General features: G+C 39.9%; 23 protein-coding genes and 1 pseudogene. 11 read left to right on the forward strand and 13 right to left on the reverse strand.

The features are described 5' to 3' along the window. Positions 1 to 312: 312 nt before the first annotated feature. The 9 genes from mioC to AAFX60_000045 form a co-directional block, all read right to left on the reverse strand. The gene (gene mioC, locus AAFX60_000005) at positions 313 to 747 is read right to left on the reverse strand and encodes an FMN-binding protein MioC (protein ID XDF77669.1); all 435 of its coding nucleotides are present in this window, start codon (positions 745 to 747) and stop codon (positions 313 to 315) included. Between the two features lie 61 nt (positions 748 to 808). Continuing rightward, complete coding sequence (gene mnmE, locus AAFX60_000010; protein XDF77670.1) at positions 809 to 2,176, reverse strand: tRNA uridine-5-carboxymethylaminomethyl(34) synthesis GTPase MnmE; 1,368 nt, start codon at positions 2,174 to 2,176, stop codon at positions 809 to 811. Between the two features lie 97 nt (positions 2,177 to 2,273). Next, positions 2,274 to 3,899, reverse strand: a complete 1,626-nt coding sequence (yidC, locus tag AAFX60_000015) for a membrane protein insertase YidC (protein ID XDF77671.1) — start codon at positions 3,897 to 3,899, stop codon at positions 2,274 to 2,276. Between the two features lie 2 nt (positions 3,900 to 3,901). Continuing rightward, complete coding sequence (gene yidD, locus AAFX60_000020; protein ID XDF77672.1) at positions 3,902 to 4,159, reverse strand: membrane protein insertion efficiency factor YidD; 258 nt, start codon at positions 4,157 to 4,159, stop codon at positions 3,902 to 3,904. Beyond that, positions 4,126 to 4,479: a ribonuclease P protein component gene (gene rnpA / locus AAFX60_000025; GenBank protein XDF77673.1), complete on the reverse strand. Its 354-nt coding sequence runs from the start codon at positions 4,477 to 4,479 to the stop codon at positions 4,126 to 4,128. Before rnpA ends, yidD begins: the two co-directional genes overlap by 34 nt. 15 nt (positions 4,480 to 4,494) lie before the next feature. Next, on the reverse strand, positions 4,495 to 4,629 hold the full coding sequence (gene rpmH, locus AAFX60_000030; protein XDF77674.1) for a 50S ribosomal protein L34: 135 nt from the start codon (positions 4,627 to 4,629) through the stop codon (positions 4,495 to 4,497). Between the two features lie 185 nt (positions 4,630 to 4,814). Next, a complete protein-coding gene (locus AAFX60_000035) occupies positions 4,815 to 5,552 on the reverse strand; it encodes an amino acid ABC transporter ATP-binding protein (protein XDF77675.1) in 738 nt (245 codons plus the stop codon). Beyond that, positions 5,549 to 6,220: an amino acid ABC transporter permease gene (locus AAFX60_000040; protein ID XDF77676.1), complete on the reverse strand. Its 672-nt coding sequence runs from the start codon at positions 6,218 to 6,220 to the stop codon at positions 5,549 to 5,551. The genes AAFX60_000035 and AAFX60_000040 overlap by 4 nt, the downstream gene beginning before the upstream one ends. Before the next feature lie 124 nt (positions 6,221 to 6,344). After that, positions 6,345 to 7,097, reverse strand: a complete 753-nt coding sequence (locus tag AAFX60_000045; protein ID XDF77677.1) for an amino acid ABC transporter substrate-binding protein — start codon at positions 7,095 to 7,097, stop codon at positions 6,345 to 6,347. Positions 7,098 to 7,393: 296 nt separating this feature from the next. Here AAFX60_000045 and dnaA point away from each other — a divergent pair, with 296 nt between their 5' ends. The 5 genes from dnaA (at position 7,394) to ibpA (ending at position 14,322) form a co-directional block, all read left to right on the forward strand. Then, positions 7,394 to 8,803, forward strand: a complete 1,410-nt coding sequence (dnaA, locus tag AAFX60_000050; GenBank protein XDF77678.1) for a chromosomal replication initiator protein DnaA — start codon at positions 7,394 to 7,396, stop codon at positions 8,801 to 8,803. Positions 8,804 to 8,835: 32 nt separating this feature from the next. Beyond that, a complete protein-coding gene (gene dnaN, locus AAFX60_000055) occupies positions 8,836 to 9,936 on the forward strand; it encodes a DNA polymerase III subunit beta (GenBank protein XDF77679.1) in 1,101 nt (366 codons plus the stop codon). A gap of 13 nt (positions 9,937 to 9,949) precedes the next feature. After that, positions 9,950 to 11,029, forward strand: coding sequence for a DNA replication/repair protein RecF (gene recF / locus AAFX60_000060; protein ID XDF77680.1), 1,080 nt, complete (start codon positions 9,950 to 9,952; stop codon positions 11,027 to 11,029). A 17-nt stretch (positions 11,030 to 11,046) separates the two neighbouring features. Then, the gene (gyrB, locus tag AAFX60_000065) at positions 11,047 to 13,464 is read left to right on the forward strand and encodes a DNA topoisomerase (ATP-hydrolyzing) subunit B (GenBank protein ID XDF77681.1); all 2,418 of its coding nucleotides are present in this window, start codon (positions 11,047 to 11,049) and stop codon (positions 13,462 to 13,464) included. A gap of 423 nt (positions 13,465 to 13,887) precedes the next feature. After that, entirely contained in the window at positions 13,888 to 14,322 is a 435-nt protein-coding gene (ibpA, locus tag AAFX60_000070) for a small heat shock chaperone IbpA (protein XDF77682.1), read from the forward strand. Positions 14,323 to 14,437: 115 nt separating this feature from the next. Here ibpA and AAFX60_000075 read toward each other — a convergent pair whose 3' ends face one another. Next, on the reverse strand, positions 14,438 to 15,685 hold the full coding sequence (locus AAFX60_000075; protein XDF77683.1) for a valine--pyruvate transaminase: 1,248 nt from the start codon (positions 15,683 to 15,685) through the stop codon (positions 14,438 to 14,440). 261 nt (positions 15,686 to 15,946) lie between these two features. On the opposite strand from AAFX60_000075, the pseudogene glyQ reads away from it, so the two are divergent. The 4 genes and pseudogenes from glyQ (at position 15,947) to AAFX60_000095 (ending at position 21,074) form a co-directional block, all read left to right on the forward strand. Beyond that, positions 15,947 to 16,833 (forward strand): annotated as a pseudogene (gene glyQ / locus AAFX60_000080) (glycine--tRNA ligase subunit alpha). A 2-nt stretch (positions 16,834 to 16,835) separates the two neighbouring features. Then, a complete protein-coding gene (gene glyS / locus AAFX60_000085) occupies positions 16,836 to 18,902 on the forward strand; it encodes a glycine--tRNA ligase subunit beta (GenBank protein XDF77684.1) in 2,067 nt (688 codons plus the stop codon). Positions 18,903 to 19,047: 145 nt separating this feature from the next. Beyond that, positions 19,048 to 20,688 carry an alpha-amylase gene (locus tag AAFX60_000090; protein XDF77685.1) on the forward strand — a complete coding sequence of 547 codons (1,641 nt, stop codon included), beginning with the start codon at positions 19,048 to 19,050 and terminating at the stop codon, positions 20,686 to 20,688. Between the two features lie 134 nt (positions 20,689 to 20,822). Then, positions 20,823 to 21,074, forward strand: coding sequence for a hypothetical protein (locus tag AAFX60_000095; protein ID XDF77686.1), 252 nt, complete (start codon positions 20,823 to 20,825; stop codon positions 21,072 to 21,074). Positions 21,075 to 21,119: 45 nt separating this feature from the next. Here the strand turns inward: AAFX60_000095 and tusA are convergent, their stop codons facing one another. Next, entirely contained in the window at positions 21,120 to 21,371 is a 252-nt protein-coding gene (gene tusA, locus AAFX60_000100) for a sulfurtransferase TusA (GenBank protein ID XDF77687.1), read from the reverse strand. A gap of 185 nt (positions 21,372 to 21,556) precedes the next feature. On the opposite strand from tusA, the gene AAFX60_000105 reads away from it, so the two are divergent. Together AAFX60_000105 and AAFX60_000110 are read left to right on the forward strand one after the other, a co-directional pair. Further along, on the forward strand, positions 21,557 to 21,748 hold the full coding sequence (locus tag AAFX60_000105; GenBank protein XDF77688.1) for a hypothetical protein: 192 nt from the start codon (positions 21,557 to 21,559) through the stop codon (positions 21,746 to 21,748). Between the two features lie 146 nt (positions 21,749 to 21,894). Next, positions 21,895 to 22,836 carry a LysR family transcriptional regulator gene (locus tag AAFX60_000110; protein ID XDF77689.1) on the forward strand — a complete coding sequence of 314 codons (942 nt, stop codon included), beginning with the start codon at positions 21,895 to 21,897 and terminating at the stop codon, positions 22,834 to 22,836. A gap of 134 nt (positions 22,837 to 22,970) precedes the next feature. Here the strand turns inward: AAFX60_000110 and AAFX60_000115 are convergent, their stop codons facing one another. Together AAFX60_000115 and fadA are read right to left on the reverse strand one after the other, a co-directional pair. Further along, complete coding sequence (locus AAFX60_000115) at positions 22,971 to 23,951, reverse strand: MDR family oxidoreductase (protein ID XDF77690.1); 981 nt, start codon at positions 23,949 to 23,951, stop codon at positions 22,971 to 22,973. 759 nt (positions 23,952 to 24,710) lie between these two features. Further along, the gene (gene fadA / locus AAFX60_000120; protein ID XDF77691.1) at positions 24,711 to 25,874 is read right to left on the reverse strand and encodes an acetyl-CoA C-acyltransferase FadA; all 1,164 of its coding nucleotides are present in this window, start codon (positions 25,872 to 25,874) and stop codon (positions 24,711 to 24,713) included. Positions 25,875 to 25,884 lie beyond the last annotated feature (10 nt).

Genomic DNA, 25,884 nt, shown 5'->3' on the forward strand with positions numbered 1-25,884 from the left:
AAGATCACTTAATATATATAAGATCTTTTAAAGAGATCTTTTATTAGATCTATTATATAGATCGTCGATCTCTGTGGATAAGTGATAAATGATCAATAGGATCATATACTTTAGATGGATCCAAAGTTGTTATCTTTCTTTGATCTTCGATCGGACAGCTTGAGGACAAAAGAGTTAGTTATCCACAAGGGGGGAGGGCGTTAGATCTTATTCAATGGATAACTATAACTTGATCACTGGATCTTTCTATAGTTATCCACATAGTAGGTGTCATCTATTTAATAACTTTTATAGATCGGACAACACTTTTTATTAACAAATGTGTTGTTTTAGCCACAATTCTGTTGGTTCTTCTGGGATACTATTTTGAGTTACATCTATCTCTAATAGAGGGTACTTTTCGATAGCGCCATGCTCTTTTAAGGTATTTTGAAGTGATTTTCCTGCTGCGCAGAAAGTGTCATAACTTGAATCACCGATAGCAACAACAGCAAATTCAACGCTCGATAATGGCTGAGTCACGCTTTCTAACTGTTGAATAAATGGTTTAATGTTGTCAGGGTAATCACCAGCACCGTGAGTTGATACAACGAGTAACCATAAGCTATCAATATCAATATCATCTAAATTTGGTTGATTATGAATATCGGTGGAAAAATCCATTTCTTCTAATAAATCAGCAAGATGGTCACCAACATACTCAGCACCACCTAGAGTGCTTCCTGTAATAATAGATACTTTTTTCATGAATTTATCCTATAAAAAATGGGCCTACATAGGCCCATTATTAATCTTATTAATATTGGTTTTATTTACCAATACAGAATGAAGTAAATATACGTCCAAGTAAATCATCAGAGGTAAATTCACCGGTGATTTCACTTAAATGTTGTTGTGCAATACGAAGTTCTTCTGCAAGGATTTCTCCCGCCATGTAACCTTCTAATTGTTGCTGACCTATATCGAGGTGTTGAGCTGCTTTTTCTAAGGCTTCTAGATGGCGTCGACGAGCCATAAAGCCACCTTCTTGGTTACCCGAGAAGCCCATGCACTCTTTTAAATGGTTACGCAGTGCATCAACCCCTTCACCTGTTTTTGCTGATAGGCGAATCAATGTAGGATCATTAACATGGCAAATACCGAGATCTTCACCGGTTTGATCCGCCTTGTTTCTGATCACTGTCATTCCCATGTTTTTTGGTAGACGATCAAGGAATTCAGGCCAAATTAATTTAGGGTCTGTTGCGTCTGTTGTTGTTCCATCAACCATAAATAAAACGCGGTCAGCTTGGGCTATTTCATCCCAAGCTCTTTCAATACCAATACGTTCAACTTCATCAGACGCTTCACGAAGGCCTGCAGTATCAATAATATGCAATGGCATACCATCAATATGAATGTGCTCTCTAAGCACGTCACGGGTTGTACCAGCTATGTCGGTAACGATAGCGGTATCTTTACCTGATAATGCGTTAAGAAGGCTAGATTTACCTGCATTTGGACGACCTGCGATAACAACCTTCATACCTTCACGCATGATGGCACCTTGGTTCGCTTCTTTACGAACCGCATTAAGGTTATCAATGATGCCTTGTAAATCACCACTGACTTTACCATCGGCAAGAAAATCGATTTCCTCTTCAGGGAAGTCGATTGCTGCTTCAACGTAAATACGTAGATAGATAAGCGATTCAACTAAGGTATTAATCTTATTTGAGAAAACACCTTGTAATGAATTTAAGGCTGATTTAGCCGCTTCTTCAGAGCTTGCATCAATTAAATCAGCAATCGCTTCTGCTTGAGCTAAATCCATTTTGTCGTTTAAGAAAGCTCTTTCTGAGAACTCTCCTGGACGTGCTGTACGGATACCATCAATCTTTAGAATGCGTTTGATTAGCATATCCATGACGACAGGACCACCATGACCTTGAAGTTCTAATACGTCTTCACCGGTAAATGAATGTGGGTTTGGGAAGTAAAGAGCAATACCCTGATCAAGCTCCAATCCATTTTCATCTTTAAATGGCGCATATTCTGCGTAACGAGGTTTTAGTTCTTTACCAATAACAGCAAGCGCAACGTCTTTTGCTTTTGGACCTGATACGCGAATGATGCCAACGCCGCCTCGGCCTGGTGCTGTTGCTTGTGCAACAATGGTGTCTGTATGTAGTGTCATGATTATTCTTTATGTCTATTGCTTACTGATATTGTATGCTCATTGAACAAAAAAGGCGACCAATGGCCGCCTTTTGTTTTACTTCAAGAGTGAAAGGTTACTTAGAATGTAAGCCTTTTTTCTCTAGAGCACGGTAAATCAGAGTTTGCTGAATTAACGTTACGATGTTTGATACTAACCAGTAAAGAACTAGGCCAGATGGGAACCATAAGAAGAATACAGTGAACATAACAGGCATGAACGTCATGATCTTCTGTTGCATTGGATCCGTTACTGTTGTTGGGCTCATCTTCTGGATTAAGAACATACTTGCACCCATTAATAATGGCAGGATGTAGTATGGGTCTTGTGCTGATAAATCCGTGATCCAACCAAAGAATGGAGTATGACGAAGTTCAACAGATTCCATTAATGCCCAGTACAGTGAAATGAAGATTGGCATTTGAAGAAGAATTGGTAAACAACCACCTAGTGGGTTTACTTTTTCTTTCTTGTAAAGCTCCATCATTTCTTGGCTCATACGCTGACGGTCATCGCCAATACGTTCACGCATCGCTGTCAACTTAGGTTGAAGCATACGCATTTTAGCCATTGATGTGTATTGTGCTTTCGTTAGTGGGTACATTGCACCACGAACGATGAAAGTAAGAACAATGATTGCTAGACCCCAGTTCACAACGATGCCTTGGATGAAAGACAATAGTTTATGAAGTGGTGAAGCGATAAACCATAACCAACCGTAATCAACAGTTAGGTCTAGGTAAGGTGCTGTAGCAGCCATTTCTTTCTGAAGTTTTGGACCTGTCCAAAGTGTTGCAGAAAGTGTTGCTTCTTGACCTGCTGGAATAGTTACAGAAGGCATACGAACGCCAATGTAACCATAGTCACCTGCTACGCGAGATGTCAGTTTTGCATCATTTACGTTACGAGGAATCCAAGCTGAAGCGAAGTAGTGTTGTAGCATACCCGCCCAACCTTGACCGTTTGTCATGTCGATAGATAAGTTTTTATCTTCCATGTCGTCAAAGCTGTATTTTTTATAGCGTGTATCTTCTGTTGAATAAGCAGCACCACGGTATGTTGGCATAGTAAGACTACCGCCATCATCCATTAAGTTTTGCTTTAGGTTTGTGTACATTTCAACAGTTGCTGGTGCTGAAGATTGGTTATCAACCGTGTAATCAACATCAATAGCGTAGCTGTCGCGTTTAAGGATTAGTGTTTTAGTATAAGTAATACCGTCTTTCACTAATGTTAAAGGAACACGTAATTCGTTTTGGCCTTCAGCTAAAACGTAATCTGTTTTTTGTGCTGTAAATTGAGCACGACCAGAGTTTGAATCGATACCTTGAGGACCGATTAGACCACTTTGAGCAACGTAGCTGTGTGTTGCGTCGTTCTTAAGAAGAACAAATTTAGCTTTAGAGCCTAGTTCTGCGTCGTATTTATTAAGAACAGATTCAATGATGTCACCACCCAATGTATCTACTTTTAAAGTAAGCACATCAGTTGTGATTGTGATCAGCTTGTCAGACTGTGCTGAATCGGCTGGTGTATCACTGTTTGCTGTTGAAGAAGTTGGAACATCACCATCCGTTTGTGTTTGTTGAACGGTACTAACTGTAGCTGGTTGCTGCGGATTAGTTTCTACTTGCCATTGTTGGAAAAGTAAAAAAGAAACTAAAGCCAGTGCGAGCAACAGAATATTACGTTGGGTATCCATCGTTATTGTTCTCTGTCTTTATGCTGCTTGGGTGGGACGGGGTCATAGCCCCCATCATTCAAAGGATGACATTTTAATAGACGTTTGCCAGATAGCCAACACCCTTTTACTAAACCGTGTGACTTTAGTGCTTCAATTGCATAATGTGAACACGTTGGAGTAAATCGACAGCGAGGTCCAATCATTGGACTGATGACGAGTTGATAAAAACGGATAAGACCGATTGCTATCCACGAGAAGGGCGAGACAGGCGATGCCATAATTTGTCTAATAGCTTGTTGAAGTCTTCGTTACTCAATTCTTGAGCACTCTTTTTAGCGATAACTACAAAGTCTTTCGCAGGTAAGGAATGTTGCTTATTGCGGAAACTTTCACGAACGATACGTTTGAACTTGTTGCGACCAACAGCAGTTTTAATTTGCTTCTTAGGAACAGCGAGACCTAAACGAGGGTGTGAAAGAGAGTTTTCTCTAGCAAGAATGGTGAAATGAGGCGAGCCAGCTCGATGAGCTTGCTTGAAGACAAATTTGTAATCTTCGGGAGTTAACAAGCGTAACTCCCGAGAGAAATCGTAATTCATCAAAATAATCTAGGATTACTTAGATAGACGCTTACGGCCTTTAGCACGACGAGCGTTAATTACGTTACGACCGTTCTTAGTAGCCATACGTGCACGGAAACCGTGAGAGCGTTTACGCTTAAGAACTGAAGGTTGGAAAGTGCGTTTCATTGGTATTACCTTATTACTGATCAGTAGTTATTAGGTTTAATTAAACCCGGCGTGGGACGTACATTCCGACGCCTCTCAACAAAGAGGCGGAATTGTAATCATTGACTCATAAATAGTCAACAAGAGGTTCCACGTATTTTCCGGATGGTGAATTATACGTTTTGTGAGCCAGAGCGCAAGGATCTTTATTCGATCCCAACTTGATTTAAGAATTTCTGCAATTTAGGATCCTGTGGATAACCAAAAATTTGCTCTGGCGTTCCTTGTTCGACGATCTTTCCATCAGACATATAGATGACACGATCGGCTACTTCTCTTGCAAATTGCATCTCATGAGTGACAACTAGCATCGTTTGGTGCTGTGTAGCCAGTTTTTTCATTAAAGTTAGCACCTCATTAACCCATTCCGGATCCAGTGCTGACGTGGGCTCATCAAATAATAGTAGTTCAGTTTCTAATGCCATAGCTCGGCCAATACCAACTCGTTGTTGTTGACCTCCAGATAAAGCCGCAGGGTAATTATCTCCTTTATCACCGAGTCCTATATCATCTAAAATTTGTTGTGCTTTTTTTAGAGCGTCGTCCTTTCTCCACTTGTGGACAGTTATTAGGCCTTCTGCAATATTCTGACGAGCAGTTAAATGTGCAAAAAGAGCGTAATTCTGGAAAATAAACCCAGTTTTTCTTCGCAAAGCCAACACATCACTTTTTGTGTGTTGTTCACTATCGACGCTGACATCACCGATACTGATCACGCCTTTATTTGCTGTTTCAAGAAAATTAATACAACGAAGCAGAGTGGATTTACCTGTTCCACTAGAACCGATAACAGCAATGATCTCTCCTTTATTTATTTCAAGATCTATTCCTGCAAGAACTTGAGTGTCGCCAAAGCTCTTATGTAAGTTTTTAACTTTTATCATCGTACATACGCCTTATTTAGTTTTTCTTCGGCCCAAATTTGTACTCGAGTCAGAATAACGACAACTCCCCAATAAATAAGTGCTACTGCAAGGAAAGCTTCAAAGAACTTAAAGCTAGATGAGGCTTCCATTTGTGCTTTTGCCATGATTTCTGCAACACCTAAAGTAAAAGCTAGAGAGGTGGATTTGATCATATCGATGAAGTAATTCATTAAAGAAGGCAGAGCGACGCGAGTTGCTTGAGGTAAAATTATTCGGCGCATTGCTTGAGATGTTGTCATCCCAATAGAAAGACTAGCTTCCATTTGGCTACGGTCAATACCAATAATAGCCGCACGAATGCTCTCAGCCATGTAGGCTGCAAAATGAAGAGTAAGGCCTATAACTGCGGCACTAAATGCATCTAATCCTACAAAGATAGGAAAGACTTGAGGAAGTCCGTAATAAAGGAGGAAAAGCTGCACTAATAATGGCGTTCCTCGAAAGAAGCTAATATAGAGTTGGCTTAGTTGATCAAATACAGGCACTTTAAATACTCGTAAGTTAGCGAGTACTAACGCAAGGGCTAAGGAAAAGAGTAATCCCCATAACGCCATTTCCATTGTGGTACCTAAATATTTAAATAATATAGGTAACAACTCAATCATGTAGGTAAAATCAAATCCCATAATGCTCTCTGTAATTATTTTTAGAAGTAAAGTGGGTAATTCAAAGAAAGATGAAACCCACTAGTAATATAGTGGGCTTATTTGATGAATGGTGAGTAATCGCTTACTTTGCGATCAGATTAGCTTATTGAGTGATGTCTGAATCGAACCATTTCTGAGAGATTTTTGCTAATGTACCATCCTCTCTCATAGCGTTTAATGCTTGATTCACTTCTTTTTGTAGCTTTTGGCCTTTTTCATTGTTTACAAATGGCCATGCATTCTCAATGGTTTCAAATGGTTTACCAGCTAGTTGCAAAGGAAGACCAGATTTCTTGATTAATTGAGCTGCAGAAAGTCGATCCATCACAAAAGCGTCTGCACGTCCTAAAGCAACATCATGCTCAATACCTGTATCGTATGTTTTGATATTGATTTGCTCTGATTTGTCGTGATCACGCAGTAATTTCTCAAAGTTTGAACCTAAATTAACGGCAACGGTTTTACCATTTAAATCATCAATGCTTTTGATGCTGTCATTGCCTTTACGTACCGTAATTTGCGCACCATCTACGACATAAGGGTCAGCAAATAGATACTTTGCTTCACGTTCTTTGGTTTTGGTAATTTGATTTGAAATCGTATCAATTCGCCCCGTTTCTAATAAGCCGAAAAGACCTGAAAAGCTAGCAGTTACGTATTCAACGTTATAATCGTTGCGGCGACCAATCTCATCCCATAAATCGACTTCAAATCCTTGCAGTTTATCTTGCTTAACAAAGGTAAATGGAAAATAGCGTCCTGACATCCCCACTTTTACTTCTGTTGCTGCTTGTGCAAATTGAGTGGTTGCTAATGTTAGTGCTAATCCTGCGAGGATATTCTTCGTCCATTTCATGATTGATACTCCTATTATTCATTCAGTATTAGGATGATACTTTTTTTGCGACTGAGCTCTAAATACCCGATGGTTATGTGTAATAACTAAATCATTAAATTATGATCATTTTTTCCGCATTGTTGATGGTTTTGGGTATAAGTCAGGTAAAAAGTGTGTTGATCTAGGTAAAAAAGCGTGATCAGTGTGAATAACTTCGATCTTATTCACTGGATCATCGATCTAACACTGGCACTATAGTTATCCACAGTATAAAATTAACGACCTTTTGAAATTAATTATGAGTGGGGTTGTCCGTGTCTTCATCGCTTTGGCTTCAGTGTTTACAGCGCCTTCAAGAAGAATTACCTTCCGCAGAATTCAGTATGTGGGTTAGACCACTACAAGCAGAATTAAATGACAATACCCTAACGCTATTTGCACCGAATCGATTTGTACTCGATTGGGTACGTGATAAGTACTTAAATAGCATTAACTCATTATTAAATGAGTTCTGTGGTAATGATATTCCTACCTTACGTTTTGAGGTGGGGAGTAAACCTGTATCTGCTCCTGCTGTACCAAAGCAGACTGCTGCTGATGTTGCTGCGGCAACTTCGGCTCCAGCGCAGCTTCAAGCGCGTCAATCTGTCCATAAACCTTGGGAATCTGAGGGTGCAGGCCCTGTTGCTGCGGATCTAAACCATCGCTCAAACGTCAACCCTAAGCATAAATTTACTAACTTTGTTGAAGGTAAATCGAACCAACTTGGTTTGGCGGCTGCACGTCAGGTTTCTGATAACCCTGGTACAGCTTATAACCCTCTCTTTTTATATGGGGGGACGGGTTTAGGTAAAACGCATTTATTGCACGCAGTCGGTAATGCTATTGTTGATAGTAAGCCGGATGCTCGAGTGGTTTATATGCACTCTGAGCGTTTTGTTCAAGATATGGTTAAAGCATTGCAAAATAATGCGATTGAAGAATTCAAACGTTATTACCGTAGTGTTGATGCTTTGCTTATCGATGATATTCAATTCTTCGCAAATAAAGAGCGTTCTCAAGAAGAGTTTTTTCATACCTTTAATGCGTTGCTTGAAGGTAATCAACAAATCATTCTTACGTCAGATAGATACCCTAAAGAAATTAATGGGGTTGAAGATCGTCTTAAGTCTCGTTTTGGTTGGGGTCTTACAGTTGCGATTGAACCGCCAGAATTAGAAACCCGCGTTGCTATCTTGATGAAGAAAGCAGAAGATCACCAAATTCATTTAGCGGATGAAGTTGCCTTCTTTATTGCTAAGCGCTTACGTTCAAATGTACGTGAATTAGAAGGGGCATTAAATCGTGTTATTGCGAATGCCAATTTTACTGGTCGTGCAATTACGATTGATTTTGTACGTGAAGCATTACGTGATTTATTAGCGTTACAAGAAAAGCTAGTTACGATTGATAATATTCAAAAAACTGTTGCTGAGTACTATAAGATCAAAATGGCGGATTTATTATCTAAACGTCGTTCTCGTTCTGTTGCTCGCCCACGTCAACTTGCAATGGCGCTGTCAAAAGAGTTAACTAACCACAGCTTACCTGAGATTGGTGATGCGTTTGGTGGTCGTGACCATACGACGGTGTTACATGCTTGCCGTAAGATTGCGCAACTTCGCGAAGAAAGTCATGATATTAAAGAAGATTATTCTAATTTAATTCGTACATTGTCATCGTAAGCCATAACCTACTTTATATATAGACGAGTATTATGAAATTTTCTATTGAACGCAGTCTGTTACTAAAACCACTGCAACAAGTATCTGGTGCCCTTGGTGGCCGTCCATCACTGCCTATTTTAGGAAATATCTTACTTCAGGTTGAAAATGGTCAGTTGTCGATGACAGCAACCGATCTGGAAGTTGAGTTAATCAGCAAAATTACTCTAGAAGGTGATTTTGAAGCAGGTGCAGTTACTGTTCCTTCTCGTAAGTTTTTAGATATTTGTCGTGGTTTGCCTGATAGTGCGAACATTACCATTGTATTAGAAGGTGATCGTGTTTTAGTTCGTTCAGGACGTAGCCGATTCACTCTTGCTACATTACCTGCAAATGATTTTCCAAACATCGAAGGTTGGGAGAGTGAAGTTGAAATTACACTTTCTCAAGCACAACTGCGCAAGTTAATTGAAAGCACTCAATTCTCTATGGCTAACCAAGATGTTCGCTATTACCTAAATGGTATGATGTTTGAAACTCAAGGTAATATTTTCCGTTCGGTTGCAACAGATGGTCACCGAATGGCGGTATGTAATATGCCGGTTGAATCTGAATTGCCAGAGCAACAAGTGATCATGCCACGCAAAGGTATTCAAGAGCTAGTTCGCTTACTTGACTCACCCGATCAGAGTGTTACTTTACAGTTTGGTAATTCAAATGTGCGTGCAGAAGTGAATAACTTTGTTTTCACTTCTAAGCTTGTTGATGGTCGTTTCCCTGATTATCGACGCGTAATGCCACAAAGTAGTAATAAAACGCTTGAAGCGGATTGTGATGAACTGCGTCAAGCATTTGCGCGTGCAGCTATTTTATCAAATGAAAAGTTCCGTGGTGTTCGTGTTAATTTAGCAAATAACCAAATGCGTATTACAGCGAATAACCCTGAACAAGAAGAAGCGGAAGAGATCCTAGATGTGGATTTCCAAGGCGATGATATCGAAATTGGCTTTAACGTAAGCTATGTATTAGATGTTCTGAATACTCTAAAATGTGAGCGTGTGCGAATTTCAATGACAACAGCTAATGCTAGTGCGTTAGTGGAAGATTGTGCTAATGATGAAGCACAATACGTTGTTATGCCAATCCGTCTGTAGATTTTAACCGTCGATGCCATTATCTCGTTTAATCATTAATGATTTTCGTAATATAACGACGTGTGATATTCAATTATCATCCGGCTTTAACTTTGTTATTGGCCCTAATGGCAGTGGAAAAACCAGTGTCCTTGAAGCGATTTATTTGCTCGGACATGGGCGTTCATTTAAGAGCTCGTTAACAGGTCGAATTATTCGAAATGACTGTGACGAGCTTTTTATTCATGGACGATTTACCACTCCAGAGCTGTTTGAATTACCTATTGGTATAAATAAACAGCGCGATGGCACAACTGAGGTTAAAATAGGCGGAGAAAGTGGTCAAAAACTGGCACAATTAGCGAAAGTGTTACCACTTCAATTAATTCACCCTGAAGGGTTTGAATTAGTTACCGATGGCCCTAAATTTCGCCGTGCATTTATCGATTGGGGAGTGTTTCACGTGGAACCTGCATTTTATGATGCATGGAGCCGAGTGAAGCGATTAACCAAACAACGTAATGCATTATTAAAAACGGCAAATAGCTATCGTGAATTGAGTTATTGGGATTTGGAACTTGCTCAACTGGCTGAGAAGATCGATCAGTGGCGAGTGGATTACATCAATCACATATCTGAAGCAACTCAACAAATATGTCAGGCATTCTTACCAGAATATGACATAAAGCTGTCATACTATCGCGGTTGGGACAGAGAAACCCCATACGCAGAATTGCTCAAGAAGAACTTTGAGCGTGATAAACAGCTGGGCTATACCGTTGGCGGCCCAAATAAAGCCGACTTAAGAATTAAAGTTGCAGGCACTCCTGTTGAGGATGTGTTGTCTCGCGGTCAACTTAAGTTGATGGTGTGTGCATTACGATTAGCACAAGGACAACATTTAACTGAGGCAACAGGAAAGCAATGCATCTATTTAATAGACGATTTTGCTTCTGAACTGGATAGCCATCGTCGCCAATTGCTGGCTCAATATTTGAAACAGACAAAGGCGCAGGTGTTTATTAGTTCGATTACTGCTGAACAGATTGCAGATATGCATGATGATGAAAGCAAGATGTTCGAGATTGAACATGGCAAAATAGCCCAAGGATAAAAACGCGAGAGTAACTCATGTCAGAAAATTATGATTCATCGAGTATTAAAGTACTAAAAGGCCTAGATGCGGTACGTAAGCGTCCGGGTATGTATATCGGCGACACCGACGACGGTACAGGTCTTCACCACATGGTGTTTGAGGTTGTCGATAACTCAATCGATGAAGCTCTTGCTGGTCACTGTAAAGATATCATTGTAACTATCCATGAAGATAATTCAGTTTCAGTAAGCGATGATGGTCGTGGTATTCCTACGGCAATCCACCCTGAAGAAGGCGTATCAGCTGCAGAAGTTATCATGACGGTACTTCACGCAGGTGGTAAGTTCGATGATAACTCTTATAAAGTATCTGGTGGTCTTCACGGTGTAGGTGTTTCTGTAGTAAACGCCCTATCTGAAAAAGTAGAATTAACGATTCACCGTGCTGGTGAGATTCATCAACAAGTTTACCACCATGGTGAGCCAGAAGCGCCATTAGCGGTTATTGGTAAAACAGATACAACGGGTACTAAAATCCGTTTTTGGCCAAGTGAAGAAACATTTACTAACGTAGTATTTGTTTATGAAATTTTAGCTAAGCGTCTTCGTGAGCTGTCTTTCTTAAACTCTGGTGTATCTATCAAGCTACAAGATATGCGTGAAGAAGATAAAGCTGATCACTTCATGTATGAAGGTGGTATTCAAGCGTTTGTACAACACTTGAACCGTAATAAAACACCTATCCACCAAAAAGTATTCCACTTTGATTCAGAGCGTGAAGACGGTATCTCTGTTGAAGTGTCTATGCAATGGAACGATGGCTTCCAAGAGAACATCTACTGTTTTACTAACAACATTCCACAACGTGATGGTGGTACGCACTTAGCAGGCTTCCGTTCTGCGTTAACACGTACGTTAAACACGTTTATGGATAAAGAAGGTTTCTCTAAGAAAGCAAAAGCAGCGACATCTGGTGATGATGCTCGTGAAGGTCTAACAGCTGTTGTTTCTGTAAAAGTTCCTGATCCAAAATTCTCAAGCCAAACAAAAGATAAGCTGGTTTCTTCTGAAGTTAAATCAGCGGTTGAATCAGCAATGGGTGAAAAACTGTCTGAGTTTTTAGCAGAAAACCCAAGTGAAGCTAAGATGGTTTGTTCGAAGATCATTGATGCAGCTCGTGCTCGTGAAGCGGCTCGTAAAGCGCGTGAAATGACTCGTCGTAAAGGTGCATTAGATATCGCTGGCCTTCCAGGCAAACTAGCAGATTGTCAGGAAAAAGATCCTGGTCTATCTGAACTATACATTGTGGAAGGGGATTCTGCTGGCGGTTCAGCTAAGCAGGGGCGTAACCGTAAAAACCAAGCGATTCTACCTCTTAAAGGTAAAATCCTAAACGTTGAGAAAGCTCGTTTTGATAAAATGCTGTCTTCTCAAGAGGTGGGTACACTGATTACTGCACTAGGCTGTGGTATTGGTCGTGATGAATACAACCCAGACAAACTACGTTACCACAACATCATCATCATGACCGATGCCGATGTCGATGGTTCTCACATTCGTACGCTTCTTCTGACGTTCTTCTACCGTCAAATGCCTGAGCTTATTGAACGTGGTTACATCTATATTGCTCAGCCACCACTTTACAAAGTGAAGAAAGGTAAACAAGAGCAATACATTAAAGATGAAGATGCAATGGCGGAATACCAAATTGCATTAGCGCTTGATAATGCATCTCTATTTACTAATGCTGATGCACCAGCAATTGCAGGTCAAGCATTAGAAGATCTAGTTGTTCAATACAACAGTGTAATGAAGCTAATTGATCGTATGTCTCGTCGTTACCCAGTATCTGTGCTGAATCGTCTTGTTTACACAGGTCGTTTAACACAAGAAATGTGTGCTGATGAAGCGTCTGCGCAAGCATGGACCGAAGCGTTTGTTGCTGAGTTAAATGCAAACGAAGTAGGTGCAAGCCAATACAATGCTGCTCTTTTATTTGATGAAGAAGCAAATGCATATCAACCTAAACTGGTTGTTCGTACTCACGGTGTTGAGCATGAATATGTACTAAGTATTGATCTACTGAACTCTAAAGAGTACGCACGTATTGCTGATTTAGCTGAAGCATTAGATGGTCTTCTAGAAGAAAGTGCTTACGCACAACGTGGTGAGCGTAAGCAACCAGTTTCTAGCTTTGAAGATGCATTGGCATGGTTAACTAAAGAGTCTCGTCGTGGTTTCTCTCTACAACGATACAAAGGTCTGGGTGAGATGAACCCTGAGCAACTTTGGGAAACAACGATGGATCCAGAATCTCGTCGTATGATGCAAGTAACGATTAACGATGCAGTAGCGGCTGATGAGTTGTTTACTACATTGATGGGTGACCAAGTTGAACCTCGTCGTAACTTCATTGAAGAGAATGCATTACGCGTATCTAACTTAGACATCTAATCTGAGCAAATATTTGCTGTAATCACTGATTTCTGTGTCGAAGGTGCCCACTTATGTTCATAAGCTCCGCGCCTTCTCCTTGAACTAAGCGATTACAGCGGCAATTTATCTCAACTTAGAATTTAGATATATGAGGAAGCACTGCTGTTGGCGGTGCTTTTTTTTATCTGAAATTTGAGGCGTTATTTTTATTTATTGTTCATAGAGTTAGTGGTGTTTTTGGTTTAAATCGAAAAATAAATAGCCTTTATCTCTTGAAAGTAAAAACAGTAAACCACATATCTAGTTATGAAGAGGATGCCGATAGGGTCTTCTGAAAATGACTTGTCCAAAAAGGAAAGTCTTACAATTTATTAGAGTCAACTAAGGACCCAAAGTTAGGGGTAGTTGTACTCACTATTGCTTAAATTAAAGGATAGTATTATGCGTAATGTAGATTTCACACCTCTGTACCGTTCAGCAATTGGTTTTGACCGTCTTTTCAATCAAATGGAAAATCATTCGGCAAAAACAAATGGCGGTTACCCTCCGTACAATATTGAACAGCAATCTGAAAATAAATACCGTATTACTATGGCGGTAGCTGGCTTTGCTGATAATCAAATCGATTTAACTCAACACGAGAATATGCTGATTGTTCGTGGTGAACGTCCAAAAGACATTGAAGAAAAAACGTATTTATACCAAGGCATTGCTGAGCGTGACTTTGAACGTAAATTCCAATTAGCGGATTACGTGAAAGTGGTGGGCGCAACGATGGAAAATGGATTATTACACGTAGATTTAGAGCGTGAAATTCCAGAAGCAATGCAGCCTCGTAAGATTGCAATTAATGGCAATAACTTGCTTGAAGGCTAATACTTAACAGTATTTATTATTGAAAATAAAGGCGCTGTGATAGCGCCTTTTTTTGTGCCTGTATTTTATTACAGCGGGTATTAGAAAAAGCAATGAGTCATGAGTACAAATTTATTTACTCTGAATAGGCCTTAAGCACTTCTTCTGCAATGATATTAATGCCTTTTTGCATCATGTCTTCATCTTGAACGTAATTCATACGTAAGCATTGATGAGCATGCTCCCAGCTGTCATCTTGTCCAATAAAGAAGTATTCACCCGGAACAATGAGTACACCACGCGCTTTCAAGCGTTTGTACAGTTCCATCGTCGTGATAGGCAGTTCATCAAACCATAGCCATAAGAAAATAGCACCTTCAGGTTTATGGATGCGGAAACGTGGATCAGTTATCGCTGTTTGTAGCATGTTCACCGCTGTTTGCGACTTTTCACGATAGAAAGGCTGTATTACGTTTTCACTTAAACGTAATAAATCACCGGATTCAATCATGTGTAATCCCATTGCTGGACCAACACTACCAGGAGCAAGATTGATAATGCCATTTAGATTTGTAATGGCTTCGGTCATCTTCTCATTTGCAATTACAATACCGCAGCGTAATCCCGGCAATCCTAGTTTAGATAAACTCATACATAGGATGGTATTGTCGTTCCAGAATGGTGTGACCTCTTCAAAGATAATGTTCGGGAAAGGGGTGCCATAAGCATTATCTAGAATCAGTGGGATGTTATTTTCACGCGCTAATTTATCTAGCTTAATGACTTCTTCGTCTGTAATTACATTACCTGTAGGGTTCGTAGGGCGAGAAACGCAAATCGCTCCGATGGATTCATCAACGGTGAGTTGACTGAAATCGACGTGATATTTAAAGAGTCCATTGTCTAATAACTCAATTTCAGGACGATAAGAAATAAAGCTATCAAATTCCAACTCAGAATCGGCGTACCCAATGTATTCCGGTGCAAGAGGAAGTAATATTTTCTTTTTTGAACCGTCCGCGTAAGTACCAGCTAATAGATTGAATAAGCTAAAGAAAGCACTTTGAGAGCCATTCGTTAAAGAGATGTTTTTTTCTGAAATATCCCAACCGTAAGTTTCTTTTAATAGCTTTGCTAATGCTTTTACAAAGCTGTCTTTACCTTGAGGACCATCGTAGTTGGCCATTGCCGCAATGAGCTCACCAGAATCGAGCATTTTTTGTGAGGCGTCTTTAAAGTAGTCGAGCATGGCGGGAATACCAGCAGGGTTACCACCACCGAGCATGATGGCTCCAGGTGTACGTAAACCATCATTTAAATCATCCATTAATTGAGTGATCCCGCTGTAACGAGTAAATTTTTCGCCAAATTGAGTAAACTTCATTACGACTACCGCGCTAATTGTTGAGTCTGAGTATTGATTGTTTTAACAACATACCTCAACACCAAACAGAGTTAAAGAGGCAAGATAATCACCATTTTTATTGCTTAGCATGTAAAGTCACGGTGAATTTTAAGAAAGTGCTTATTTTTGCTACTCCCAAAGAGCCTCGTAAGGTATAGTTACTTGTTATATTTTTATTTATTACTAACGAATCGCGCGAATTAAATTATGCAAAAATACGATATCAAAACCTTCCAGGGAATGATCCTCGCGCTGCAGGATTATTGGGCACAAAACGGTTGTACCATTGTACAGCCTCTAGATATGGAAGTAGGTGCAGGCACCTCTCACCCGATGACTTGTTTACGTGCACTTGGCCCAGAGCCAATGTCAACAGCTTACGTACAACCATCTCGTCGTCCTACTGATGGCCGTTACGGTGAAAACCCGAACCGTCTTCAGCACTACTACCAATTTCAAGTTGCTTTGAAACCATCGCCTGACAACATTCAAGAGTTGTACTTAGGCTCTCTAGAAGTGCTTGGTATCGACCCATTAGTTCACGATATTCGTTTCGTTGAAGACAACTGGGAAAACCCAACACTAGGTGCATGGGTTTAGGTTGGGAAATCTGGCTAAACGGTATGGAAGTAACGCAATTTACTTACTTCCAACAAGTAGGTGGTCTTGAGTGTAAACCAGTAACGGGTGAAATCACTTACGGTATTGAGCGTCTTGCTATGTACATTCAAGAAGTTGACTCTGTTTACGATCTTGTATGGAACATTGGTCCTGATGGTACTGCCGTTACTTACGGTGACATTTTCCACCAAAACGAAGTTGAGCAATCGACTTATAACTTCGAGCACGCAGACGTTGATTTCTTATTTGGTTTCTTCGACCAATGTGAAAAAGAATCTAAAGAGCTTTTAGAGTTAGAAAAACCGCTTCCTCTTCCTGCTTATGAGCGCATCCTAAAAGCAGCTCACGCATTTAACTTATTAGATGCACGTAAAGCGATCTCTGTAACTGAACGTCAACGTTACATCCTTCGTATCCGTAACCTAACTAAAGCGGTTGCAGAAGCATACTATGCATCACGTGAAGCCCTAGGTTTCCCAATGTGTAAGAAGAACGAGGAGAAGTAATCATGGCGAAGAATTTTCTAATTGAATTAGGTACAGAAGAGCTTCCACCAACAGCACTTCGTTCATTAGCTGAAGCGTTTGCATCAAACTTTGAAGCAGAATTAAAAGCAGCTGATTTAGCACACCAAGGTGTTAAATGGTATGCAACACCACGTCGTTTAGCACTTAAAGTTGCTGAACTAGCAGAAAGCCAAGCAGATAAAGTAGTTGAGAAACGCGGTCCTGCTGTTTCTGCTGCATTTGATGCTGATGGTAACCCAACAAAAGCGGCTCAAGGTTGGGCTCGTGGTAACGGTATTACGGTTGAACAAGCTGATCGTCTAAAAACAGACAAAGGCGAGTGGCTACTTCATAAAGAAGAAGTAAAAGGCAAACCAGTACAAGAGCTTGTTGTTGATTTTGCAGCAAAAGCATTAGCTGGCCTACCTATCCCTAAAGCAATGCGCTGGGGTAACTCTGACATTCAATTCATTCGTCCAGTAAAAACACTGACTATCCTATTAGGTGACGAGCTGATTGAAGGTTCTATCTTAGGCGTGAGTTCTGCTCGTACACTTCGTGGTCACCGTTTTATGGGTGAATCTGAATTTACGATTGATTCTGCTGCTCAATACCCTGCGATTTTAGAAGAGCGCGGTAAAGTAATGGCTGATTACGATGCTCGTAAAGCTATCATCCTAGCTGATTCTGAAAAAGCGGCAGCTGCAGTAGGCGGTAAAGCGGATTTAGAAGACGATCTTGTAGAAGAAGTAACGTCATTAGTAGAATGGCCTGTTGTTCTTACTGCTAAGTTTGAAGAAGAGTTCTTAAAAGTACCTTCAGAAGCATTAGTGTACACAATGAAGGGCGATCAGAAGTACTTCCCTGTATACGATGAGAACAAGAAACTGCTTCCTAACTTTATTTTCGTATCTAACATTGAGTCTAAAGAGCCTCGTCATGTTATTGAAGGTAATGAAAAGGTAGTTCGTCCACGTCTTGCTGACGCAGAGTTCTTCTTTAATACAGACCGTAAGCGTCCGCTTATCGACCGTCTACCTGAATTAGAACAAGCTATCTTCCAGAAGCAATTAGGTACGATCAAAGATAAAACTGACCGTATTACTGAGCTTGCAGGTTACATTGCTGAACAAATTGGTGCTGATGTTGAGAAATCTCAACGTGCAGGTCTTTTAGCTAAATGTGACTTGATGACATCTATGGTATTTGAATTTACAGATACACAAGGTGTAATGGGTATGCACTACGCAACTCATGATGGTGAAGATGAGCAAGTAGCATTAGCTCTTTACGAGCAATACATGCCACGCTTTGCTGGTGATGATTTACCAAGTACTGATATTTCTTCTGCTGTAGCAATGGCGGATAAATTAGATACGCTTGTTGGTATTTTCGGTATTGGTCAAGCACCTAAAGGTTCTGATCCATTTGCACTTCGTCGTGCGGCTCTAGGTGTTCTACGTATTATCGTTGAGAAAGAATACAACTTAGATTTAGTTGATCTTGTTGCAAAAGCACAATCTCTGTTTGGCGATAAACTATCGAATGCAAATGTAGCGACTGACGTAATTGACTTCATGTTAGGTCGTTTCCGCGCATGGTACCAAGATGAAGGTTTCAGTGTAGACATCATCCAAGCGGTTCTTGCTCGTCGTCCTACAAAACCAGCTGATTTCGATAAGCGTGTGAAAGCGGTATCTCACTTCCGTGAATTAGATGCAGCAGAATCACTAGCAGCAGCGAATAAGCGTGTTGGTAATATCCTAGCTAAATTTGATGGTGAGCTTGCTCAAGAGATTGATCTTGCTCTTCTACAAGAAGATGCTGAGAAAGCATTAGCTGAGAAAGTTGAAATCTTAGCTGAAGCGCTAGAACCTGTATTTGCAGCTGGTAACTACCAAGAAGCGTTAAGTCGTCTTGCAGAACTACGTGAACCTGTAGATGCGTTCTTCGATAACGTAATGGTTATGGCTGATGACGAAGCACTTAAGACAAACCGTCTAACGCTTCTGAATAAGCTACGTAACTTATTCTTAGATATTGCTGATATTTCTCTTCTTCAAAAATAAGAAATAGCCTTATCAAATGAAATACCTCGCTAATGCGGGGTATTTTTTTGTCTAAATATCGTATTTTCGAAAATTAGAGATTAATAATGTTGTTAACAATGGCTACAATTGAGTCACTGTTATTATTTTTAGGTTTCTGATTTCGATGAAATTGTCTGTTTGTGCAACACTTATTTCGCTGTCTTTATTAGTTGGGTGTCAAAGTACGCCATCAACTGATAATTCTTCTTTATCAGAAAACTCATCAAATCCATCATCTGACATAGCCAAGTCAACTAATAACGATGCAGCTGATAGCGTAGATATCATTTGTCCTCAGCTAGGCATTCAACCTGTAACTGTCGCTGTTTCTGATTTGTGGGCCGATGGTGAGGTTGTCACCGATGCTTATACTGGGCGCATTGCTCAAGTGAAAAATGGTAGCGTTACTTTAACGCCAAGTCGTCATAGTGGTGGCTTATTGCTGTTAGAATCAAAAAAAGAAGAAGTCCCTTTTCAATGGAAGAATGCGACTTTCTACCACATCGCAACGGATAGATTCTTTAATGGTAACAGTTGGAATGATCACAGCTATGGTCGACAAAAAACGGCACAAGGTTTTCAAGGCGGTGATATCGCAGGACTTACTCAAAAACTAGATTATTTAGCTGAGTTAGGTGTCGATGTTCTTTGGCTTTCGACGCCATTAGAGCAAGTGCATGGTTGGCTTCCAGGGAAAAACGGTAATTCTCCTGAATACCCATATGCAGGTGGAGCTACATTAGATTGGACTCAGCTTGATACCAATATGGGTACTGAGCAAGAGATGAGAATATTTGTGGATTCAGCTCATCAGTTAGGTATGCGAGTTGTATGGAGTGTTGATACCGTTCCATCAGAGCCAAGCCTTGCAGACTTACAACAATTTAATATCCAACCTAAAGATGGAAGTGACCTTCCTAGTTACTGGAATGAATGGCAACCGAAAGATGGTCAAAACCTGACTAATTATCTTGATGCATTTAAAGACGAAAATGGACAAGTACCACAGTGGTGGTCACCTGCGTGGTCAGATCCTAGTAGTGAAGGTAATATTTCCACGCCTGAGTTCTTTGCAAATAAACCCGTAACCAATGTAGCTCAAGTGAGTCGAGCTAAAAATGAAGTACTAACTCAATGGATAACGACGTGGGTTGCTAAATTTGGCATTGATGGGGTGGTTTTATCGGATTCAACACCACAATTGACCCAAAAGATAGAGGCGAGTGCGAGTAAAGCTTTTGAATTATGGAAAACACATAATCAATATAAGGCACTTGAATCCTCTTCTTTCCTAGTTGTTGATTTAAATGAGAAGGAATCATTTAAACCGCAAATAGTGTCGATGCAGAAAAATAAAGACCAGTGTTTTAGTCAATTTACTTATCGTTTATCTACGACTGAGAAATCACATGATCTATACGCGATTAATTGGTTTGAAGAACGTGGTTTAGATGAGCTATCTGAAGCAAATTACTCTGAGTACAGAGATACGGCTTCAGCTCTTTTATTATCACAAGGTAATATTGCTATTTGGTATGGCGATGAAACGGCTAAAAGCGGTGAGGCTTACAGCGAGATGAATTGGGGTCAAATGACTGGATTACGCTTATCTCTTATGTCTCATTGGAAAAAACTATTAGCTTTTAGAGCAAACCACTCTGCATTATCTGATGGAGAATATCAGGTTATTGAAAACAATAGTTACTATGCTTTTATCCGAAAAAATAAGTCAGACAATGTGATGGTTGTTTACACTGGTGAATAGTTAAGTTGTCACCAAAGTTTAATAAAATCAGAATAAGAGTGTGATACTAGGCACATAGCTTTTGTTCTAGAGGTGATAATCTACAGTTAGAATAAGTTGTATTGGTAGATGTTTCTTAAGGAAAGGAGCTTATCATGACTCGTTTTTTAGCTATATCCCCTCAAAGTCAATGCTATCTATTTACTGTCGCATTAGCTCTTAATTTATTAGGGATGGTACTTACTGATATGTGGGTACCTATGGTGGTTGGTGCAATCATTACAACAGGATTGTCAGTTGATGCTTGGGTTCGGGTACATTATGTATTACCGATGAGAAAAGAGTTGAGAAACTTACAGAATCAAATTGAAGTGATACAAAAGCTAGCACGAGATATCAATACGTAGTTTATAAGAGAAAGGCAACCATTATGGTTGCCTTTTTTGTTCGTATTATTTTGAAAGTCCTTTGCGGATCAAATAACGATAAGGAAGGGAATCAGTATCTTCTGCGATAAGTTCGTGATCCATAAAACGGCAAAAACTAGGAATGTCTCTTGTCGTTGATGGGTCATCGGCTTTAATTAATAGTGTTTCACCATCTTCCATCTTTCGAATCGTTTTTCTAACCATCATTACAGGTTCTGGGCAGCGTAATCCTTCTGCTTCTAGTGTTTGTGTTGCTGTATCAAAGTTGATGGTCATGTTTGTATCTCTTTACAGTTAAAGGCGACCGAGATCATACTGCTGTAAAAAAAATAATCAATACGCGTTGGCAAAGAACTGAAAAGGGAGTAGATTAAATTTAACAACAAATTAACATTGGAACGTTAACTTGTTGTTTTATCCATTCTAACTCTCGGTTAGAAAGCAACAGAAGGATCGTCATTATGCTTACTCAAATAGATCGCTTAACTATTTATTGTGTTCTTTGTCTTGTTACTATTAGTTCATTAGTATTGCGTACTCCTGAAAACATCAGTTTATTTCCACTTATTAGTTTGGCATCTGTGATGGTAGCGCTAACGGTAGAATTAAAAACATGGTCAGAAGCAGAAACTGCGGAAGAACAAGATTCTTAACTTACTTCTAAAAAACAAAAATACTCTCCAGTTTCCCGTTTTTTCATCATTCTTAATACCAAATAAGAGTTGAATGAAATGCGGGATTTTTTTTATTCAGAAAACAGTTACACTCACTAAGTAGATTAAGCCTAATAGGTAAGGTTATGGAATTAGAAGAAGTTTATCGTCGTGATTTAAATTTGTTAATTGCACTTAAAGTATTGTTAGAAGAAAACAGTGTTAGCCAAGCTGCGGTGCGACTTAATTTGAGTCAGTCGGCAATGAGCCGAGTATTAGGGCGGTTACGTGATTTATTAGGGGATCCGCTATTTACTCGACAGGGGCAGCATTTAGTTCCAACTCAAAAAGCGTTAGAGATTAATGAGCAGATAAACCTCCCATTAGAATCATTACGTCAGTTGTTAACACCAAGCGACTTTACACCTATGCATTGTGATCAGCATTTTTTAATCGCAACCACTGATTATGCAATGCAAACAATCTTACCTTATGCATTACCAAAAATTTATGAACAAGCGCCAAATATCTCATTAGAGTTTGCACCTTTAAATCATGAAAACTTATTTAAGCAACTCAGTACTGAAAAAGTAGATATGGCAATTTGTCGTCCTATCGGCTCTGTATTACCACTTAAACAGGAAGTGTTAGGGCAGGTCGGTGTGTTGTGTTTACTCTCTAAAAATCATCCGTTATCTGGCTCAATACTGACCTTGGATGATTATCTGTCTTTGCCACATGCAATGATAGCAATTAGCGATGGAGTAAAAGCGTTAATTGATGCGGCTTTATCAGGACAAAGAGAAAGAAGACAAGTACTTAGGGCTTATCATTTAGAAGCGGCGTTAGCGATTGTCGATAAAATGCCATTGGTGATCACTGTGCCCGCAGATTTGGCGTATTTAGTGGCTGAACGCTACGATTTAGTGATTAAACCATTACCTTTTGAATTTACTCCGTTTGATTATTCACTGATTTGGCATTCGCGTTGTGATACATCACCAGCTCAAACCTGGCTACGACGAGTGGTTAAAGAAGAGTGCGGTAAGTTAATTGAAAAACGTATTGAAGATATTGGTTTTGCATAATAAAAAAGGCAGCGATTATGCTGCCTTGAATTACTGATGTTATCTAAAACTAAGTTAGGTAGGACTTAGTTTTAAACCTTTTAGATTTTAATAACTACTTAGATTTTAATAACTACTTAGATTTTAATAACTACTTAGATTTTAATAACTACGCGACCTGTGATTTGACCATTGGTAATGTCTTCAGCAGCTTGGATAGCATCATCAAGAGACACTTCTTTTGTTGCTTGGTCAAAGAATGATGCTGGTAGTAGTTCAGCTAATTGTTCCCATGCTTTAATGCGTTTTTCGCGAGGGCACATTACAGAGTCAATACCTTGTAGGCGAACATTGCGTAGAATGAATGGCATTACCGTTGTTGGTAAATCAAAACCACCAGCAAGACCACATGCCGCTACTGCGCCGTTGTAATCTACTTGTGCTAATACTTTTGCCAATACTTTGCTACCAACAGTATCGATAGCGCCAGCCCATAGTTGTTTTTCTAATGGTTTTGCTGGTTCTTCTAATTCGCTACGCTCAACAATACGAGTAGCACCTAGAGATTTTAGTAATTCGCCATTTTCAGAAGCTCGGCCTGTTACTGCTGCAACTTTATAACCCAATTGGTTTAGAAGTGTAATTGCAACACTGCCCACACCGCCGCTTGAACCCGTTACTAGGATTTCACCGTCTTCAGGTTTAATATCGGCATCAACAATAGCTTGTACACATAGCATTGCCGTGAAACCAGCTGTACCGATTGCCATTACTTTTTTAGCATCTAGGCCTTTTGGCATAGGTACTAACCAGTCACCGTTTAGGCTTGCTTTCTCAGCCATACCACCCCAGTGACCTTCACCAACACCCCAACCAGTAAGAACAACTTCATCACCCGCTTTATAGCGAGGATCATCTGATTGAGAAACCACACCTGATAAGTCGATACCAGGAACCATTGGGAAGTTACGAACAATGCGTCCTTTACCAGTGATCGCTAAGCCGTCTTTGTAGTTAAGAGAAGAGTAGTTTACGTCGATTTTAACATTACCTTCAGGTAGTTGAGATTCATCGATCTCAGTAACTGCTGCAATTGTATTTCTATCTTCTTGATTTAGAACTAATGCTTTAAACATAACGAACTCCAATAAGGATAATAACGAACATCAAACGGTCTGTTTGACCAATGAGAGTAAGTGTAGGTGAGTTTTGAAAAGAAAAAAAATGATACTTAAACATGAGCTATATGCGTTTTATGCATAGATCACTAGTCTAGAAAATAAACAAAAAAATGAAAATAAGATCTTTACTTTTTTCTAGTTCGTGGTAATTTTGCGCCTTGCTCTAATGTATAGAGTTATTAATACAAGCAATAAGTACAAGTAAAACCCTCAGAAATATCTTCAAAAAAGTATTATCTCCGTGTTTCATTTCACTTTTCCAATCATTAATAATTGAACATTTCAGCAGATCGTTAGCAACGAATAAGCCTAACTGGATCTATTTATAATGTAATGTGACCGTGTGCAATCGAGGTTGTGAAAATGCGTCGGCTTTATACCTAACTAATGCTGTTAGGCTGCTTCCGTTACAAAGCAGAAAGATAAAGGACGTACAATCTCTCTAGTATAAATTACATAAGATAAATATCTCTTCTCAGGCTAAACGAAAGCATCACTTTGATGCATGTTTATACTTAAGTTAAGAAGGATATCTCATGTCTAAATCAACAGGCAGAAAGCGTTTTTGGTTCCACCAATCTCGTGATACAAAAACTACATTCAAAAAGTAGTCTGTTTATAGCACTCAGCTATAGATAGAAAGAAAAAGTCGCTTCAATGTTCATAGAACAGAGAGCGACTTTTTTTGTTTTTAACGTTTGAATTTACTTAGTATTAAGGGCGCTCAAACACAGTAGCAATCCCTTGCCCTAATCCAATACACATTGTCGCAACACCTAACTTGGCTCCAGTTCGCTCCATGTTATTGATTAATGTGGTGGCAATGCGAGATCCAGAGCAACCCAGAGGATGACCAAGAGCGATAGCACCACCATTTAAGTTGACCTTTTCATCCATCACATCAAGTAAGCCTAAATCTTTAATACAAGGTAGTGATTGAGCGGCAAACGCTTCATTCAGTTCGAATAACTCAATATCATCCAGTGATAATCCGGCACGTTTTAATGCTTTTTTCGTCGCTGGAACAGGGCCGTATCCCATAATAGATGGATCGCAACCAGATACGGCCATTGAGCGAACTTTCGCTCGAATAGGTAAACCTAACTCATAGGCTTTCTCTTCGCTCATAACTAGCATCGCTGATGCGCCATCCGATAATGCCGATGAACTGCCTGCTGTAACCGTACCATTTGCAGGATCGAAAGCTGGTCGTAATGCAGCTAATCCTTCTAATGTTGTTTCAGGTCGAATGACCTCATCATGTGTGACTAAGGTTAAAGCGCCATTTTCATCGTGACCTTCTATTGGAAGGATCTCCGAATCAAAATAGCCTTCAATCGTTGCTTTATGTGCTTTTTGATGGGATGCGAGCGCAAAGGCATCTTGCTGCTCTCGAGATATACCGTGCATTTTACCTAGCATTTCAGCCGTTAATCCCATCATTCCTGATGCTTTAGCAACACTTTTTGAAAGTCCTGAATGGAAATCAACGCCATGGTTCATTGGTACATGCCCCATGTGTTCAACGCCACCAATAATGCAAATTTCGGCATCGCCAACCATAATGGCACGTGATGCATCATGCAGAGCTTGCATGGATGAGCCACATAAACGGTTAACGGTTGTTGCGGCAATACTTTGTGGTAAACCGGCAAGCAGTGCGGAATTACGTGCAATATTGAAGCCTTGTTCTAACGTTTGTTGTACACATCCCCAATAGATATCTTCAATTTCATTAGGATCGACACTTGGGTTTCGTTTAAGCAAACCTTTCATTAGATGCGCTGATAAATCTTCAGCGCGAGTATAACGAAATACACCGTTTTTTGAGCGACCCATAGGTGTTCGAATACAGTCAACAATAACTACGTTTTTCATGATTAATCCT

The organism is Aliivibrio fischeri, assembly GCA_038993745.2.
GTDB classification, from domain to species: domain Bacteria; phylum Pseudomonadota; class Gammaproteobacteria; order Enterobacterales; family Vibrionaceae; genus Aliivibrio; species Aliivibrio fischeri_B.